The sequence below is a fragment of the Aequorivita sp. CIP111184 genome (assembly GCF_900489465.1).
Taxonomy (GTDB): Bacteria; Bacteroidota; Bacteroidia; order Flavobacteriales; family Flavobacteriaceae; genus Aequorivita.
Genome location: NZ_UEFQ01000036.1, coordinates 54,911 through 71,182, shown reverse-complemented (window position 1 = coordinate 71,182; position 16,272 = coordinate 54,911). Strand labels below are relative to the sequence as shown.

20 protein-coding genes are annotated in these 16,272 nt (G+C 34.9%); 4 read left to right on the top strand and 16 right to left on the bottom strand.

Annotated features, from left to right (window positions below):
• Genes AEQU1_RS16045 through AEQU1_RS16035 form a run of 3 tightly spaced genes read right to left on the bottom strand, consistent with a single transcriptional unit; the run spans position 1 to position 4,504 of the window.
• Positions 1-234 carry a PGDYG domain-containing protein gene (locus AEQU1_RS16045; RefSeq protein WP_111882721.1) on the bottom strand — a complete coding sequence of 78 codons (234 nt, stop codon included), beginning with the start codon at positions 232-234 and terminating at the stop codon, positions 1-3.
• Positions 235-256: 22 nt separating this feature from the next.
• Positions 257-2,500 carry a caspase family protein gene (locus tag AEQU1_RS16040; protein ID WP_111882720.1) on the bottom strand — a complete coding sequence of 748 codons (2,244 nt, stop codon included), beginning with the start codon at positions 2,498-2,500 and terminating at the stop codon, positions 257-259.
• Between the two features lie 39 nt (positions 2,501-2,539).
• Entirely contained in the window at positions 2,540-4,504 is a 1,965-nt protein-coding gene (locus AEQU1_RS16035; protein WP_146743768.1) for a lipopolysaccharide assembly protein LapB, read from the bottom strand.
• A 126-nt stretch (positions 4,505-4,630) separates the two neighbouring features.
• Here AEQU1_RS16035 and AEQU1_RS16030 point away from each other — a divergent pair, with 126 nt between their 5' ends.
• Positions 4,631-4,768 (top strand): hypothetical protein, encoded by a 138-nt coding sequence (locus AEQU1_RS16030; RefSeq protein ID WP_181566800.1) that lies wholly within the window; start codon positions 4,631-4,633, stop codon positions 4,766-4,768.
• Positions 4,769-4,858: 90 nt separating this feature from the next.
• Here the strand turns inward: AEQU1_RS16030 and AEQU1_RS16025 are convergent, their stop codons facing one another.
• The 4 genes from AEQU1_RS16025 to AEQU1_RS16010 all read right to left on the bottom strand — a co-directional run bounded on the left by AEQU1_RS16025 (position 4,859) and on the right by AEQU1_RS16010 (position 7,278).
• A complete protein-coding gene (locus AEQU1_RS16025; RefSeq protein ID WP_111882717.1) occupies positions 4,859-5,716 on the bottom strand; it encodes a formate/nitrite transporter family protein in 858 nt (285 codons plus the stop codon).
• Positions 5,717-5,810: 94 nt separating this feature from the next.
• The gene (locus tag AEQU1_RS16020; RefSeq protein WP_111882715.1) at positions 5,811-6,440 is read right to left on the bottom strand and encodes an NADPH-dependent F420 reductase; all 630 of its coding nucleotides are present in this window, start codon (positions 6,438-6,440) and stop codon (positions 5,811-5,813) included.
• A gap of 11 nt (positions 6,441-6,451) precedes the next feature.
• Positions 6,452-6,652 (bottom strand): hypothetical protein, encoded by a 201-nt coding sequence (locus AEQU1_RS16015; protein ID WP_111882714.1) that lies wholly within the window; start codon positions 6,650-6,652, stop codon positions 6,452-6,454.
• Between the two features lie 14 nt (positions 6,653-6,666).
• Positions 6,667-7,278 carry a nitroreductase family protein gene (locus tag AEQU1_RS16010; protein ID WP_111882713.1) on the bottom strand — a complete coding sequence of 204 codons (612 nt, stop codon included), beginning with the start codon at positions 7,276-7,278 and terminating at the stop codon, positions 6,667-6,669.
• Positions 7,279-7,416: 138 nt separating this feature from the next.
• Here AEQU1_RS16010 and AEQU1_RS16005 point away from each other — a divergent pair, with 138 nt between their 5' ends.
• The 3 genes from AEQU1_RS16005 to AEQU1_RS15995 all read left to right on the top strand — a co-directional run bounded on the left by AEQU1_RS16005 (position 7,417) and on the right by AEQU1_RS15995 (position 9,315).
• Positions 7,417-8,376 (top strand): TerC family protein, encoded by a 960-nt coding sequence (locus AEQU1_RS16005; RefSeq protein WP_111882711.1) that lies wholly within the window; start codon positions 7,417-7,419, stop codon positions 8,374-8,376.
• 79 nt (positions 8,377-8,455) lie between these two features.
• On the top strand, positions 8,456-8,758 hold the full coding sequence (gene hpf, locus AEQU1_RS16000; protein ID WP_111882710.1) for a ribosome hibernation-promoting factor, HPF/YfiA family: 303 nt from the start codon (positions 8,456-8,458) through the stop codon (positions 8,756-8,758).
• 83 nt (positions 8,759-8,841) lie between these two features.
• Complete coding sequence (locus AEQU1_RS15995) at positions 8,842-9,315, top strand: arsenate reductase family protein (RefSeq protein WP_111882708.1); 474 nt, start codon at positions 8,842-8,844, stop codon at positions 9,313-9,315.
• Here AEQU1_RS15995 and AEQU1_RS15990 read toward each other — a convergent pair whose 3' ends face one another.
• The 9 genes from AEQU1_RS15990 to AEQU1_RS15950 all read right to left on the bottom strand — a co-directional run bounded on the left by AEQU1_RS15990 (position 9,316) and on the right by AEQU1_RS15950 (position 16,270).
• On the bottom strand, positions 9,316-9,684 hold the full coding sequence (locus AEQU1_RS15990) for a hypothetical protein (RefSeq protein WP_111882707.1): 369 nt from the start codon (positions 9,682-9,684) through the stop codon (positions 9,316-9,318).
• A gap of 119 nt (positions 9,685-9,803) precedes the next feature.
• Positions 9,804-10,055, bottom strand: a complete 252-nt coding sequence (locus tag AEQU1_RS15985) for an acyl carrier protein (protein ID WP_111882764.1) — start codon at positions 10,053-10,055, stop codon at positions 9,804-9,806.
• Positions 10,056-10,059: 4 nt separating this feature from the next.
• Entirely contained in the window at positions 10,060-11,331 is a 1,272-nt protein-coding gene (locus AEQU1_RS15980; RefSeq protein WP_111882705.1) for a beta-ketoacyl synthase, read from the bottom strand.
• On the bottom strand, positions 11,328-11,777 hold the full coding sequence (locus AEQU1_RS15975; RefSeq protein ID WP_111882704.1) for a 3-hydroxyacyl-ACP dehydratase FabZ family protein: 450 nt from the start codon (positions 11,775-11,777) through the stop codon (positions 11,328-11,330). Before AEQU1_RS15975 ends, AEQU1_RS15980 begins: the two co-directional genes overlap by 4 nt.
• 16 nt (positions 11,778-11,793) lie before the next feature.
• Positions 11,794-12,567: an SDR family oxidoreductase gene (locus AEQU1_RS15970; RefSeq protein ID WP_111882702.1), complete on the bottom strand. Its 774-nt coding sequence runs from the start codon at positions 12,565-12,567 to the stop codon at positions 11,794-11,796.
• A 30-nt stretch (positions 12,568-12,597) separates the two neighbouring features.
• The gene (locus tag AEQU1_RS15965) at positions 12,598-13,650 is read right to left on the bottom strand and encodes a type III polyketide synthase (RefSeq protein WP_111882701.1); all 1,053 of its coding nucleotides are present in this window, start codon (positions 13,648-13,650) and stop codon (positions 12,598-12,600) included.
• Positions 13,647-14,366, bottom strand: coding sequence for a methyltransferase domain-containing protein (locus AEQU1_RS15960; protein ID WP_111882699.1), 720 nt, complete (start codon positions 14,364-14,366; stop codon positions 13,647-13,649). The genes AEQU1_RS15965 and AEQU1_RS15960 overlap by 4 nt, the downstream gene beginning before the upstream one ends.
• Positions 14,363-15,490, bottom strand: a complete 1,128-nt coding sequence (locus tag AEQU1_RS15955; protein ID WP_111882697.1) for an NAD(P)/FAD-dependent oxidoreductase — start codon at positions 15,488-15,490, stop codon at positions 14,363-14,365. Before AEQU1_RS15955 ends, AEQU1_RS15960 begins: the two co-directional genes overlap by 4 nt.
• Positions 15,491-15,562: 72 nt before the next feature.
• Positions 15,563-16,270, bottom strand: a complete 708-nt coding sequence (locus AEQU1_RS15950; protein ID WP_111882696.1) for an OmpA family protein — start codon at positions 16,268-16,270, stop codon at positions 15,563-15,565.
• Positions 16,271-16,272: the final 2 nt, after the last annotated feature.

Sequence of the window (16,272 nt, the reverse complement as noted above, 5' to 3'; positions counted from 1 at the left end):
TTATTCCTCATCCTTACACAGATCATACGTTTTCTCAAATATCGCTGCATCACAGCAATACACCTCTCCATTAACCCCAACCATTAGCCAGTCGCCAGGTTTTCCTTTCATAACTCCTTCCATGGTTTCCACTTCAAATTCCTCGTCAACTTGCACACATTTTATAGCAATTGGTTTCTTTTTTGCTTTTATGAAATCCAACTTTGGGATTTTGTCTTGAAAGAATTTCAGCATAACATATAAATTTGAAATTAAATTACGATAAAAAATTGGTTTTCATAAATTTGATGAATGGATCTTCGGGATTGTCTGTTTGCATCAGGCTTACGTAAGCGTTGTAAGCATTTGAATGGATTGAAATCTTTTCACGCAATCCGGCCATTGTAGCTGCTTTTCCATAATTTTCTTTTGACTTTTCGAAGTCGCCTTTGTATAAAAAAGCTTCAGCTATAGTGGCAAATTTCCAAAGACTTGGAAATGGGTCTTTTTGAGTGGCTTCATGGGCTTGGTCTGCAAAAGCAGTCATTTCTCCTCTTTCTCCTTTCATTAAACTGAGAAAAGCCAAGTTTATGGCGTGATAATAAATTTGTGAGTAATCCTTTTTCCCCTCTGAAATTTTAAGGGCATCGTTATAGTGTTTAAAAGCCATTTTTAAATCTTCAGCCAAATGTGTTTTTAAATACTGGCGTTTGTATCGCCCTCCCATTATTCCTAATAATACTGAATTATTTTTTGCCGTTGGATGCTCGTTCATTATTTTCATCGCCTCCTCTTCCCTACCCGCACCTTCCAAAGCGTAAATTAACTGTTCTAAGCCTTTGCTGTCTAGGTCTTTAAAATTGGGCAACAAGGTGTTAATAACGGCATTGTATTCGCCAAGCGCAATATTTATTTCCTCTTTATTTGAAGATTTATTCAAAAAACTCTTATTCATCAAGGTATTTAACAAAAGCTGGTAACTATCATTTTCTTCCTTTTCAATATGGACAATTGAAAAATGATCTCCCTCTATCATATCTTGATATTGCTTTGAAAATGGTTCCAAGCTAGAAGAAATGGGTACATATTGGTCTGCGGTAGCAGCAATGGTTTTTAATGTAAAAGGATATGTATTTTGAAACCTATCATCCCACCGATTTCTAAGCTTCCGCATATATGGACTTCCCTCTTTAAGTTCTTTTTCTTCATTGCTATAGGTAAAGAAGTTTTTCAATTCTATTTCAGGTAATCCGTTGCTGGGTGTACCAAAAAACATCACGTGGCTAATTCTATCCATATCTTCTTTTTGAAGCTCTAACAAAGCTTGCTGCACTACGATACCACCTAAATCGTGTGCTATAATCGCAATTCTCTTATACTTGCTAAACTTGTTTTTGATAGAAGTGACCAAAAAGTCTGAATTCCGTCTGATATCACTGGCGCAGGCCCAAATATTCTTACCCATCTCTGGCACAACATTACCACTATATCCTAAAGGAAAGAGATCCCAACCAGCTAGATTATCGTTTGCCATAAGCAGTTTTGGAGCATCACCAAAGCTATTTTCAGCTTCTCCGGAAAACCCGTGCACAAACAATATAGCGCTATTGGAGCTTTCAGTTTCCCTAAATTTTGTAACTGGCTCTTTTTTAAGTGTATTGGATGCTTTTACTAAAGTTTCAATTTCATCATCATTAATGTTATTATCCATTAAATTTGAAGCAAAACTCACTACATAATCTTCAAATACCTGCAGATTTGCATATGGGGTTTGCTTTGGATATATTTCGGGAACTCTTTTGAAAAGGTATTTAACCACGTCAAAAATGCGAACAAAAGCATCATCGTTTTCATCTTTGGTATCTCCTCTTAAAACCTCTATCATACATTTGGTGAAAAGACTGTTTTCATCTCCTTCCAAAACCACACTCAACTGTTCTGCACGACAGGCAGAAACTATGGTCATTCCCCTGCCATCGTCTAAATTTTGTGCAAGGCCATCTGCATTTGTATGTCTGGGCTGATTTGCGCTGCTAAGACCTGAAAAACCAGCGGTCATGCCCGCTGCGTGGCAACAGTCTAGAAAAAAAATCAACCTTCGGGATTTTAGTTTTGATATTTTAAATTTTATCTCTTCAGCCTTAATCCAAGTTGTTTCGTAATTATCTGGATCATAATCATTAGGGCACAGATGAAAATACTTTTGATTTTCTGCATCTGGTTTCTTCTTGGTTTTATCCTTAATAAATGTATTATCGCTATACATGCCACCATGCCCTGAATAAAAAAGAAAAACCGAAGACTCTTCATCCGTTCTTTCAAGTAAATCATCAAAGGCTTTTAAAATCCCTTTGCGTGTTGCATTTTTCTTTGTAACAATTTTAATGTTTTTTTTATAGTAGCTACCGTGTTCCTTGTCGCCCAATATTTTATATAGGGCTTTAGCATCGGCTACCGTTTCCGGTAAATCATCACTACCTACCCCAATTAAAAGCGCATGAGCATTTTTAAGTTTTGCCATGTTTTTGAATTTTTTAAAGAATTGAAGAGCTGAAAAATATTATTTCCAAAAGTTCATTACTTCCTCAAACTCTTTTGATTTATTATAGTTTTTGAATTGGGGATCGTTTTTAAAGTATTTCCAGTGGTATAGATGTCCATTGGCCACTGCCTTTAACAGGTGTTTGTATAGTTCAGGTTTGTTATTGGTTGCTGCATAATATTGCCCAAGGGCATAATCCACTTCTCCGAACTGATAATCTGCTCGTAAATTTTCTAAAGAATTGATATTTTTTTCGGTATCGGTTCTATAATCAAGCTTCATGTTGGATATTGCAAGTTTTGTCAAAACTTCAATGTTGTCTGGCTCTTTAAGGTGAATTTTTTTTAATATACTCTTCGCCTTGGCATATTCCTCTTTATAAAAAAAGGCATCAGATAACTTCCCAGATACTGTTTCGGATTCAGTATTTATTATTTTGTTGAAAAATTCATTAGCTTTTAGAGTATCGCCTTTCAATAAATATTCTTTACCAGCCTGTAGGTATAATTCCTGAGTATCTTCTGGGGTTGCGATAATATTTATTTTTCGAAGAAATTGTTTTAAGGCCTCCTCCTTCCCTGCTCTAACGTAGGCGATTACCAAAGGTCTATTCAGTATTTTGGCTTCGGTTTCTTTCTGTGCACTTTCAATAGTTGCTATAGCTGTACTGTATTTGGCCAATTCTATGTCGGCATAAACTTTTACATAGATCCGTAAAACACAATCAAAGCAATTTTGAAGGTTCATACTATCCATGGCTACTGTTTTATAGATTGCTTCTACATCTTCTGGGCGATTCACATGCTGAAGGGCAACCACCATTGCTGTTTTATTGGTTTGTATATCGAAAGGAGCTATTTCATATTCTTTTAAAATAGTTTTATAAGTGGTCCTGTTATCGCCCTTTAACAATGCCTCATACATATTAAGTAGGTTCAACTGCCGCTTGTTAGTGTAGGAATCTGGTTTTATTAATTTAAGTAGCGAGTCAGATTTTTTGAACTCCTTTTGATTGTAATAATGAGCAACGCGCAAAACCTTAGGCTCAAAATAAGTGGAATCTGCCGTAATAGCTTTGTTTAGAAGGTTTATATATTCATGGCTGTCATTACTGTATTTTGCTTCTAGTAAGGATTTATAGGCGTCATATTTTGGTGGCGTTTCCTGAAGCATAAGTTTTTTCTTGTCTTCCGTAATGAAATAACCTGTAATAGACTCGTTAAGGTCTTCAATGCATTTTAGTGGATTATTTGCATCACATAGTGTGGGCTTGAAGGAAAAATTAATTTTGTTGGTTTTTCCATCATTCAGCATTCCCTGGAAAAGAAGACTTCCATTTTTCAAATAGAAATTTCCCGAAATGATTTTACTTGGCTTCAAATACTCCTTGACTATGGTCGTTTCATCCTCCTCTATTTTTCTTCCCTTTAAAATAGTTTTGTATTCATCTATCAAATCTTGGGTGATAACTTGTGCTACATTATTTTCTGTTATTCCGTGTATAATCCAGTCTGAAGCCATTTTGCTTACAATATCATACTGTGGATCGCCCGTATTGTTTCCAAATTTGAGCACTGCAATTTTATCACTCTTAATTATCTTGGGAAGATTATCTGCATTATTTTGGGAAAAATTTTTTGTAACGATTAAAAAAACGGAGATAACACAAAGTGAGGTGATTATTCCCAAAGAAGAAAAATACATTTTTTTAAAAGCAGTCCTTTTCTTTTTTTCCTTTTCATCGAGCTCGATTTCCGTTTTCTGCGATGGCACTATTCGAAATTTCCATAGAAAGAAAATATAAAGTGGAAAGCAAAGAAGCAGAACGATAATTAGAAATGCAACGGATTTTTGAGGAAGTCCCAAGGGCTGCCAAGTAATGGAAAGTACCTGCAAAATTACCCAAGCAGATACTACATAAATAGACAACATTTTAAATACCTCCTTTTCGTGGCATTGCTTGAAAAAAGACTTTAGCTTCATACTATTTGGTTAGCCTCGCTAAGTTACTCAAATTCAAAAAGGTTATTCGTTTTTTCAATATAATAAATTGAAAACTATCGATAAAATGCTTATCTTTAAGCATTGTGTAACTAAAATCTTTCAATTATGCCAACACCGCCAGATATGAAATCGACGCCAGATGACAAGCCAAAAAAGAAGCCAGAAGCTTCTTCAAAACCTGCAAAAAAGAAAGCAAAACCAAAAGTTAAAACTAAACCAGGAGCAAATATTAATCCTGGTTAAATGAATTCTACTTTTTATAAGTAAAACAGAAAATCCCTTTATTTAATGGGATTTTCTATTTTATATAAATTCCGAAAGTGTAGCGCTTTATTATTCCACATCATAAACAAATGCTCGGTATTTCAGCAGAGCTACAAAGAAAGCTCCACCTAGGGCATTTCCCAAAAGTGCCAAGCAAATAAATACTACATACTCTATAATGGTTATTTCTGGAGAACTTATTAGGCCAGCAAACACCTCTACGTTCCCTACTATGCTATGGTGCAGCCCTGTAAATGCCAAAACTGCGGTAATCATAAATATTAAAACTATTCTACTAAGTGTGCTTTTTGAAGCTGCAATAAGCCAAGAAAGTAAACCCATTAACCAACCAGCTAGAATTGCACTTACAAAAATTACTGTATTGTCATAATTTGTGACGTGTATAGCTATTTTTTCAACAGTTTTTAGGTCAAATATTCCTAAATGCGGGCCTATCCAAACCAATGAAAATGCAATAGCATAGCCACCAATTAAATTTCCCAATATTACTAAGCCCCACAATTTTAATAAGCTATGCAATGTTCTTTTTTTATTTAGAACGGGAAGCGTTAATAAAGAAGTGTGTTCTGTGAACAAAATAGATTGCCCTAAAATCACCATAATAAACCCAACAGGATAAACAAAAGACAATAATTTAATTATTGTGTCTTCTTCTACTTTACCTTGGAGAAAGAAAAAAAGCGTGCAAATAAGTAGGTAACTGAAACCTATCTCAAGACCAGCGGTAAATGAACTTAGCAAGATACTTATAGGATTTTTATCATAAGTTTCCTGCCCCTCAATTATTTGTTGTTTAAGGATTTCACCGTGCGATTTTGCATGCGTCAGTTCAGAGGACTCTGATTTTTTCAATTCCTCATCAATGTTTTTCTGTTCTTCGGTTTCGTTGTTCTTTTTTTTTAGCATATAGTGTGTTGATACCAAAAAAGGTTTCGTTCTTCGAAGATAAAATTTTTTAGTTTATCAAAAACGAAACCTTTCTTTTTATAAGGCAATGATTTTATTTTTTAATCATTGCTTCTAAATGTTCTCTATTGGTGGATTTTCCATAAATTTTTTGATCGGGATCCATAATATGTGTGTTTTCTAATCCGCCAATATATACAGCCTCAAAACCGATATCTTCAATGAGCTGTTGCGTTAACTGTTTGCTTTCTTCATCTTGGGCTGCAAATGGGATTGCCAGTTTATCAGTATCCCTAAATGCTCTATCCTTTAAGTGTTCGGCATAAATAGTATTGAACGCTTTGGCCGTTTTGGCTGTTCCAAATTTCATGGCGGTATATTCCGAAGCATTTCTATTACTGTCCCGAACTTCCTGTGCCATCTCACCATCTCTTTCGGGGTATGGATTGGTAGCATCAATTATAACTTTGTTGCCGTATTCACCAGCATAAAGTTCAGATAATTTATCTATTGCCTTAAAAGGTACAGCCAATAGGTATACGTCTGCATTTGCTTCCCACGCTTCATCGAGGCTTACTGCTTTTGCCTTTCCTCCTGCTTCTTTTACCAAAGTATTTAATTGTTCAGGATGCCTAGAAGAAAACAAAACTTCGTGCCCAGCTTTTGCCCAATGTTTTCCAAGATTACCTCCTATATTTCCACTTCCTATTACTCCTATTTTCATGATTTTTAGTTTTATTCTTCTTCTGAATTGATTTCCTTAAGTGTATCTGAAATCTTTTTTTGTTCAGATTTCAATTTCATTTCAGTATCATTTTCAACCTTTAATTCTCCATCTCCTTTAATTTTGAGATTTTCATCTTGTTGAAGTTTTCCAAAATTTGATGATTTTCTGTATTCATCTTGAAAATCTGCATGTTTTTTTTTATCGCTCATAATTATCTGAATTATTATTTTTTATCTTTAAAATTTCCGTTGAAAGCAAATTCCTGCTGGGGTTTCCTTTCCCGCATTTTCTCTAATTCCTGTTTTTTCAAATCGTCGGGTAAATCTTCGGGATCACCTCCAAAATATCCAAAAGCAACAGCCGTAGTTACGTGGTAGTCTTCTGGAAAGTGAAAATCCTTTTGGGCTTTTTTAAACTGAACCCCTGCCATTTGGTGCACACCAATGTTCATACTGTGGGCTTGTTGAACTATATTTCCCATAAAAAGGCCGAGATCGTGCAGGGCATGAAAATTTTCCTTTTCGTTCTTTTCCATTGTTTTTTTGAAAGCATTTATCCACAGCATTTGTGAATTTACTGCCCAACTTTGGTTGAATTCGTCTAAACAATCAAAAATACGATCGTACATTTCAGTTCCTTTAATTCCCCAAATTACGCGCCACGGCTGAATATTAGAAGCACTTGGAGCCCAACGGCCAGCTTCCAGTAACACCTTCACTTTTTCTTCAGTGATAGGGGTTTCTGCAAAATTTCTAGGGCTCCATCTATTTTTTATATTATCTAAAACAGGGTAATCTAATGGGGTGATTTTTTGAATTGTAGTCAATTTTTCCATGTTTTTTATTTTAAATGTACCAAGTTTGTATTGTCTTAAAAAGTTTTTAAAAAAGATTTAACGCTCTATTCTATTATTAACATTTTCCTATATTTTTAAGACAGTATTTGCACTTATTTTTGTTCAAAATATTAATTAATGATTGTCTGGGTAATTTTTATTGCTTTTATTATATTATTTCTGGCTTTGGACTTGGGTGTTTTTAACCGAAATCCACATGTAATAAAAACTAAAGAAGCTGCTATTTGGACCGCAATTTGGGTAACTGTAGCGCTTAGTTTTTCTGGGGTAATTTATTGGCTCTTTAAGGATGGTTTGATTGAGAATCCAACAGATCTTACACCAAAACTTGCAGTATTAAAATATATAACAGGCTATTTAATAGAGCTCTCATTAAGTATTGACAACGTTTTTGTAATAGCGGTAATTTTTTCTTCCTTCGCTATTCCGAAGAAGTACCAACACGAAGTTCTGTTTTGGGGAATTTTAGGAGCAATTGTATTTAGGGCGTTAATGATCTTTTTTGGCGTTGCTTTAATCAATAAGTTTGATTGGATAATTTATGTTTTTGGTGGTTTTCTTTTGATTACTGCTTTTAGAATGTTGTTCCACAAAGAGGAGGAATTCGATCCTAAAAAATCAAAGATGTTCCGTTTCCTAAAAAAGCTTTTTCCGATAAGTTACAAGATGGACGGGGATAAGTTTTTCATCAAACGCATGGGTATTCGCGCTGCTACTCCACTTTTTGTTGCACTAATAATAATTGAATTGACGGACATTCTTTTTGCCCTGGATAGTATTCCTGCCATCCTTGCCATAACAGCAGATCCGTTTATAGTTTTCAGTTCGAATATTTTAGCAATTTTAGGACTACGATCTATGTATTTTTTAATATCACGGATGTTGACCAAGTTTAGATATATTAATTATAGTTTGGTAGTAATACTAGCTTTTGTTGGTGTAAAAATGATTCTTTCCCACAATATTGAAATCCCTGAATGGCTTTCGCTTAGTGTAATTGGTTTTTCATTGGCGGGAGGTATAATTGCCTCTCTCCTCATCCCCGATCCAAACCCGCAGCCCGCTGAAGAAGATTAATTTCACAAAATCCTATTAAAAGTTTGGAATGGATTTTTGGCTATTGTATCTTTAAAATTGATAAATAAAACCAACGATTATGAATATAAATTTTGAATACCACGAGGTGGCAGGGAGTCCGAGATTGGAAGCTTTTGTAGCTGAAAAACTAAATAAACTTGAAAATAAATATGATGCAATTGTAAGTGCAGATGTTTATTTTAAAAAAGAAAATACTTCCAATCCTGAGCTCGGAAAAATATGCAGTATTCGTTTGGCTATGCCTGGCCCCACTATTTTTGCCGAAACATCTTTAGGCTCTTTTGAAGCTTCTGTGGCAAAAGTTATTACAGAACTTCGTTCACAACTTCAAAAAAGAAAAGAAAAACTGAATTCACATTAATTTAAAATGCCAAATAACATTTCGTAAAAAAATATGTAAATACTACTTGGCACTATACCTTAAATAAAAAAAGACTAATACAGATGAATGATATGGGAGTGATAGCAAGAAATGAAAGGCAGTTAACCCTTATTTACAGTAGCAATACCCGCGTGGGCAGACATACTTTAAGTTATTTAACGGGACTTAACGAAAAATACTTGGCCATAGATATAGCGAAAACTAAAGTTTCAGATACACAATGGGCAGAAATTGCTGAGGCTCTGGGGGTGAAAATTGGAGATTTGGTAGATAAAAGAGAACTCGATTTGAGTGATGAGAGTACTGCAGAATTTAGCTCCAACGACTGGCTTAAGATCATACAAAAAAATGATTGCGTAATTTCAAGACCTATTGCTATTAAAGGAAAACGAACCAAACAAATAGATAATCCCCCAGAAATTATGGAATTTTTTGAGGTAGATTCAGCTGGTTTGGAACAAAGCCCAATGGACGGTGACGATCCAGATATTGAGAGCACAACAGAAGATGAAAATTTTATTGAAAAGGACGAATAATTATTCGTCCTTTTTTACTGTTTCCAATGGTTGAATAGTTGGTTTTACCTTTTTGTAGACTTCCATTTGCGGAAGTGTAATTATGTTATTCATTTCATCAGTTTCTTGCTGTTGAAGTTGATAGAGCATGTTGAGTTTTTCTTTTCCTTCAAATTCTGCTTCAATTTTATATCTTCTAATCAAAAATTCCTCAACTTTTTGTTGAAATAAAAGCTGTTGCTTACCAGTTAAGGCAAGTTTTGGAATATAACTATTTGTAATTTTAACAGCTTCCTTTTTTGATTCTGGATTCGATTTTTGCAAAAATGGATCTTGTGAGAATGCCGAAAACGTAGTAAAAACAAATAATAATAGAAATAATTTTTTCATAATATTTTAATTTACTTAAAATTAATCATTCATAAAGGCGAAACAAAAAAATTAACCCACTTTAACTGGTTTATAAAGAAGAATTAACAAAATGATAAGACAACTGTTTAAATAATTATTTAGCCAGAAATCTTTTGTTGAATGAGTGAAATTGCATCGTTTACATTGCGAAGACTTTCCATATCTTCATTTTTGAATTCAATATTGAACACATCCTCAATATCTAAAACTATATCTACAAGATGGGCCGAGTTTATATTCAGTTCTCGGGTCAAATCACTGTTTCTATTTATTTCTTTTGCTGAAATGTCCTCAGGCAAGTAGGTTTTTATAATAGGTTCAAGAAGCCTGTAAATTTCTTCTGAATTCATAGTTTTAAATTTTTTTAAAGATAGCACAAGCATTTACATCACCAAAACCAAAACTAGCCTTGGCTATGGTATGTAACGAGGTTTTAACTAATTTCGTCGAAATTCTTTCTTGAGAAATGACTTCAGTAATTCTTGGATGCAAATTTTCACAATTTACATTTGGAAAAATAAAGCCCTCGTAAAGTTGAAGAATTGCTGAAACAATTTCAATACTTCCACTTGCCGCCAAGCAATGACCTACCATTCCTTTTAGAGAATTTATATACGGAAAGTCATTCCCTTTTCGATCCAATGCAATGCTCCAGTTTTCAATCTCGTCCGGATCTTTAATTGTTGCAGTTAAGTGACCATTTATATATTCAATCTCCGATGCGGAAATATTTGCATCTTTCAATGCGTGTTTTATACATTTTTGAATTGCTAAACTATTGGGTGCCGTCATACTTCCTCCTCCTCTTTGGCCTCCATTGTTTATAGCTCCGCCCAAAATTTCTGCATAAATAGTGGCACCGCGATTTTGCGCATTTTCCAATGATTCTAATAAATAAGCCCCTGCCCCACTTCCAGGAACAAATCCGCTAGCATCTGCGCTCATGGGGCCTGCAACCTTTTTGGGAGTATTATTGTATTTATAGGTTGTAACTTTCATGGCATCAAAACCGCCCCAAATATACGGTCCTTGATCACTTGTACTGCCGCAAAGCATATAGGTAGCTTTTCCATTGGCAATGTGCTCATAACCCATCAAGAGTGATTCTGTGCCAGTTGCGCAAGCAGAAGAATTGGCTGTAACCATATTTCCAGCGCCAATGAGCCCACCTAGATAAGCGCTTACCCCACTTGTCATAGTTTGGGCTACGGAATTGCTTCCCAGTCGCCGCACGTTTTTATCGTCAATTTTATAAATTGCTTCGCGAAATTTTTCAACGCCACTTGTACCACTTCCAAATATTATTCCCAAATCCCAGAGTGGTTCATCATCATTTTTTGCAGGTTCCAATTTTGCATCTTTAAATGCATCCATTCCTGCTATTATTCCATATAAAATCCCACTGCTATTAAAATTTCGAAGTTGTAGCTCTGAAAGATATTCCCTTTTTTTTTCTTCGGAAATAGTTGGCATTGCACCCAGCTGACAAGAAAAATTGAGATCGCGCAGTTCGGGGAAAAACTGGATTCCAGAAACGCCCTTTTTAATTGCTTTCGTAAATGCTGGAATCCCTACCCCATTTGGAGAAACAATTCCCAGACCAGTAATTACAACGCGTTTCTTCATTTGGATTTATTCTCTTTCAAAATCATTCCGCTAATAGTTCCTTTAGCAATAACTTGCTCTTTTGCATTTAGCATTTTTACTTTACACTTTAATTTTTGAAATCTAAAATATATTTTTTCTGAAACAACGGAAACTTTTTCACCTGGATAGACAGGAAGATAAAAATCAATTTCAGTACTACTCAATGCAAATGTGGATTTCTCTGAAATAGTTTTTCCATTTAAAAGATAGATTCCAAAACATACCAAGCCAATCTGTGCCATACATTCCGTTAAAATTACACCCGGTGTAATTGGATAGTCCTTAAAATGTCCTTTATAAAAGTAAGCATCGTGCTCAAATGTATATGTTCCCTTTATAGCATATTCCGACACAGAGAGTATTTCATCCACAAACAAAAATGGTTCGGAATACGGAAGTGAATTAAGAATATAGTTATGTTTCAAAATTTAAAATCGTTAATCATCTCAGGCTTTCCCCGCCATCTACTTTCAGTATGGTTCCATTTATCCAATCGGCTTCATCTTTGCAGAGCAAATACAATACATTCGCAACATACTCAGGTTGTGTTAGTTTCTGAAAAGGATTCCTCTTTTTTGCCATTTTTGCAAGTTCATCGCTACCCGGAATTACTAAAAATGAAGGAGTTTCTGTGGTTCCAGCCTGAATGCAATTGGTCGTTATTTCCAGCGGAGCTAATTCCACAGCCATATTTCGCATTAGTGCCTCAAGTACAGATTTTGCTGCTGAAACCGCGCCGTAACCTGGCCATACTCTACTATTTCCTTCACTGGTGAAAGCAACATTTCTCGCTTTTTTCGTGAATATTTCGTTATGTATTAAAGCTTGGCTCCATTCATACCAACTTGTGGCCATGGCGTGAATGGTAATGTCAAAATCCTGTTTTGAAAGTAATTCTTCCTCGCTTCCATTCATTTTTTTTAAACTTCCCTTGGCGATACTGTGCACCAATAGTTTAACGCTATTCTTTGGAAATTCTTGAACAATGGCATTTCTAACATCATTGCTTAAAGCATCTTGATTAAAAGTTTTAACCCTTACTCCATACGATTCCATTTTATTTACTTCTTCATCAAATGCGGCTAAATTACTTTTTCGATCTCTATGGACAATGCAGATGTTCATTCCGTGGAAAGCAAGTTTTTTGGCGCTTGCAAGTCCAAGGCCGCTACTGCCTCCAAGAATAATTGCCCATTGATTTTCGAATTCTTTCATAAATATTATTTCATTTGGAATAAAGAAATTTTAAAATTTCAGTAAAACGCGCTGTGCCGAAAATCCAGGACCAAAACTTAGCATTAAACCTAAATCTCCTTTTGTAGGTTTTTGGTCCATAAATCTTTCCAAAACATAAAGTACGGTCGCGCTGCTCATATTTCCGTACAATTTAAGCACTTCTTTAGTATCTTCAATGTTTTTGCCCAAACTGCCGAATAAATCCTCAACTGTTTCTAGTATTTTTCGTCCTCCGGGATGAAAAATGAGGTGATCAATATCCTTAATATCAAAATTATTTTTTTTCAAAAATGGATGTACAATAGCAGGAAAATGTTCAGCAATTTTTTCAGGTACTCCTTTATCAAGAATCATTTGTAATCCTGTATTTACAAGCTTAAAGCCCATCATATCTGTAGAATCATAAAAGTGGTACATTTCTTCAGCAAGTATTTCGGGACCGGTATCTTCTTCGTTGGAAGATAGTAAAACACAAGCTGCGCCATCACCAAAAATTGCTGCGCTCACAATGTTTACCATTGAAAAATCATCTAGCTGAAAAGTGGCAGTTGGTGCCTCCAACGCAATTACTGCAGCGCGTTTCCCAGGGTTTGCCTTTAAAAAATTATTTGCGTAAATAATTCCCGAAACACCTGCGGCACAGCCCATCTCTGTTACCGGTAGCCGAACGATGTCCTGTTTCATTTTAAGTTCGTTTATTAAATATGCATCAACAGATGGAATCATTATTCCCGTACAACTTACGGTAATTATAAAATCAATATCTGTGGGTTCCCAATTCGCTTTTTCCAATGCTTTTTCAACGCATTGTTTGCCAAGCTTAGTAATTTCTCGGATATAAATATCATTGCGTGCCTCAAAACTTGTATTGGTGAAAACCTCTATGGGATCCATAATGGAGTAGCGTTTGTCCACCCCCGCACCTTCAAATATTTTTATCACTTTTCTCTGAAAACGGGTATCTTGCTCGTGCATCCATTGCTTTACAAATGGAATTACTTCATCGGTATTTCTACTGTACGGCGGCAGTTGTTTTGCTACGGTTGTTATTTTTACGTTCATATATTTTTTTTAAGTATCCACTGATAACGGAAAGCCCATCGCCATTGGATTTTGCTTTTTTGATTTGGGATTTTTTTTGAAATATTCTCAAGCTCATCTTTCTTGAAGCCTCTGGCAATGGAAACCAAACCATCGTGTTGGGCAGTTTTTGTTTTCAAAAACATTTGACTAACAAATTTAAAAAGTTTAAATGCGGTTAGGCTTCTCTGCAAATCGTTAATTATCAATCCTTTTTTAGATTTTTCAAGAATTATTTTTAGTAGTGTTTCAATTTTTTCACTGCTGAAATGATGTAAAAACAATGTACATATTGCAATATCGCAATTGGGAAGTAATTCCTCTTCTAAAAAAACATCAATTTTTTTAAATTTTATGTTTGGATAGTTGAAACTCTTTTTTTTGGCGAATTCCAAAATATTTTCGTTGAAATCTATTCCTATACATTCAAAATTGTAATTATTATTTTTTCCGTAGTCTGCACATTTACGAAGCAACTCTCCATCTCCACAACCTAAGTCTAATATAGTAATTAAAGAATTTTTTGAATAGCCATTTAGGAGTTTCTCTATTCCGTCAATAGTTATATTGTTGCCGCCAAGCCATCTGTTTACGTTTTTTAGATCGTTTAATACATTTTTCATTTCTTCCCCTTGAAAATCCAAATCGTCCATTATTTCTATTTGATGGGATCTTTGTTTATTGTTGAAAGTTATCATAGAGATTTGGTTCCGTGGGTTTTTTTGATAATTTTTGGCACAATGGAAGGTACGGCTCTCGCCATTGAAAATCCTATTTTAGAAGCATAAGGATTCAATAGGACTCGCTGAATTAATCTTCCTGTTTTTAAGCGTTCGCCGAATTCATTTTGCCATTTCTTTGTGTAGGCTTCTTCCAATTTTAATCTATCAAAACTGTTATTTTGGAAAGCTTTTAAAAATATATTTGAAAAAATCTGAGCGCTTTTAATGGCCATTGCCATACCATTGCCGCACAAAGGGTGTATTAAACCAGCACTGTCTCCAACCATAAAAATATGATTTTCAACAGGCATCTTTTTATTGAATGAGATCTGACTAATGGTTAATGGGTTTTTAAAAATTGGGGTTGCTTCTCGAAAGAATTTTTCTAAAAAAGGATTTTTTGAAAGTTCCTTTTTTTGAAAATTTTTAATATCTCCATATTTTTTAAATGATTTGAAAGTAGTAAGATAACAGGCATTAACTGCATTAGTTTCTGTTTTGCTTAAGCCACAATAACCGCCGTTAAAATTATGAAGGGCAACAGTATCTTCTGGCAAATCATATTCATAATGACTTTTTACAGCAAGCCAAGAAGAAGTTTGCTTCATAAAGTCTCGTTTTAAAAAGGAATCAATATTAGAACGTTTTCCGAAAGAACCGACAACAAAGTCTGTTTTATAAACAGTTTTACTTTGTGTGGAAACAGTGAATTGATTTTTATCAAAATCAATTTTTTCAACGGTGTCAAAAACAATTGTTGCTTTGTTTTTGAGGGTTTGATATATTAAATTGTCAAAAGCATATCTACTCAATCCAAATCCGCCCAACGGTAGATTTACGTTTAAGGGGAAACCGCTTTTATCGGTAAATTCAAATTTATTTATTTTTTTGGCCCCAATTGAAAAAGGATCAATTCCTAAAGATTGTAAATAGGGCAATACTTCATTGCTTACATATTCACCGCAAACTTTGTGATGTGGGTAATCAGTTTTTTCAATCAAACAGACTTTACAATTATTATTTGCTAGATGTAATGCAGTGCAGAGACCGGCAAGTCCGCCCCCTATTACAATAATATCCCATTTTTTTAAGTTTGTCATCCGTTCCTTTAAAACTAAAAAAAATCCCGTCCAATTATGGTACGGGATTTAAAATTTATTTTTATTTCAATATTATTCGCCAGCTTGTTGTTTAGCCTCGTTCTTCATTTTTTGATTTGGAACGATTGCAAGGTTAACACGTCTGTTTTTTGCACGGCCTTCAGCTGTTGAGTTATCTGCTACTGGAGCAGTTTCTCCATACCAGTTAGTAGTAAATCTTCCGGAACTCAATCCTTTGTTTTGAACAAAATAATTTGTTACAGATTGAGCTCTGTTTTTAGAAAGTGTTAAATTCATCTCTTCAGCACCTACGCTATCTGTATGACCTACCACAAGAACATCAGTATCAGGATATTCTTTTAGCACATTTGCTAGTTTGTCTAACGTGTTTTGTGATGCTGTGTTGATGTTATATTTAGCTGTATCAAAATAAACACCGCTGTTTTCATCAAAAGTTACAACGATTCCATCATCTACTCTTACTACTTGAGCACCAGGAATTTCTTCTTCAATCTTTTGAGCTTGCTTGTCCATTTTGTTTCCGATAAGAACACCTGCTCCACCGCCTACTACACCGCCAATTACAGCCCCAAGCTCTCCGTTTCCACCTTTTCCGACATTATTACCTATAATGGCTCCCAAAATAGCTCCGCCGGTAGCGCCAATTACAGCACCTTTTTGTTTATTATTTGCATTACGGGTAGCTTCACAGCTCCCTAAACTAACAATAAGGGTTAAAGCTAAAGTTACTAATGCAGTTTGTTTAAAAAATGTCTTCATAA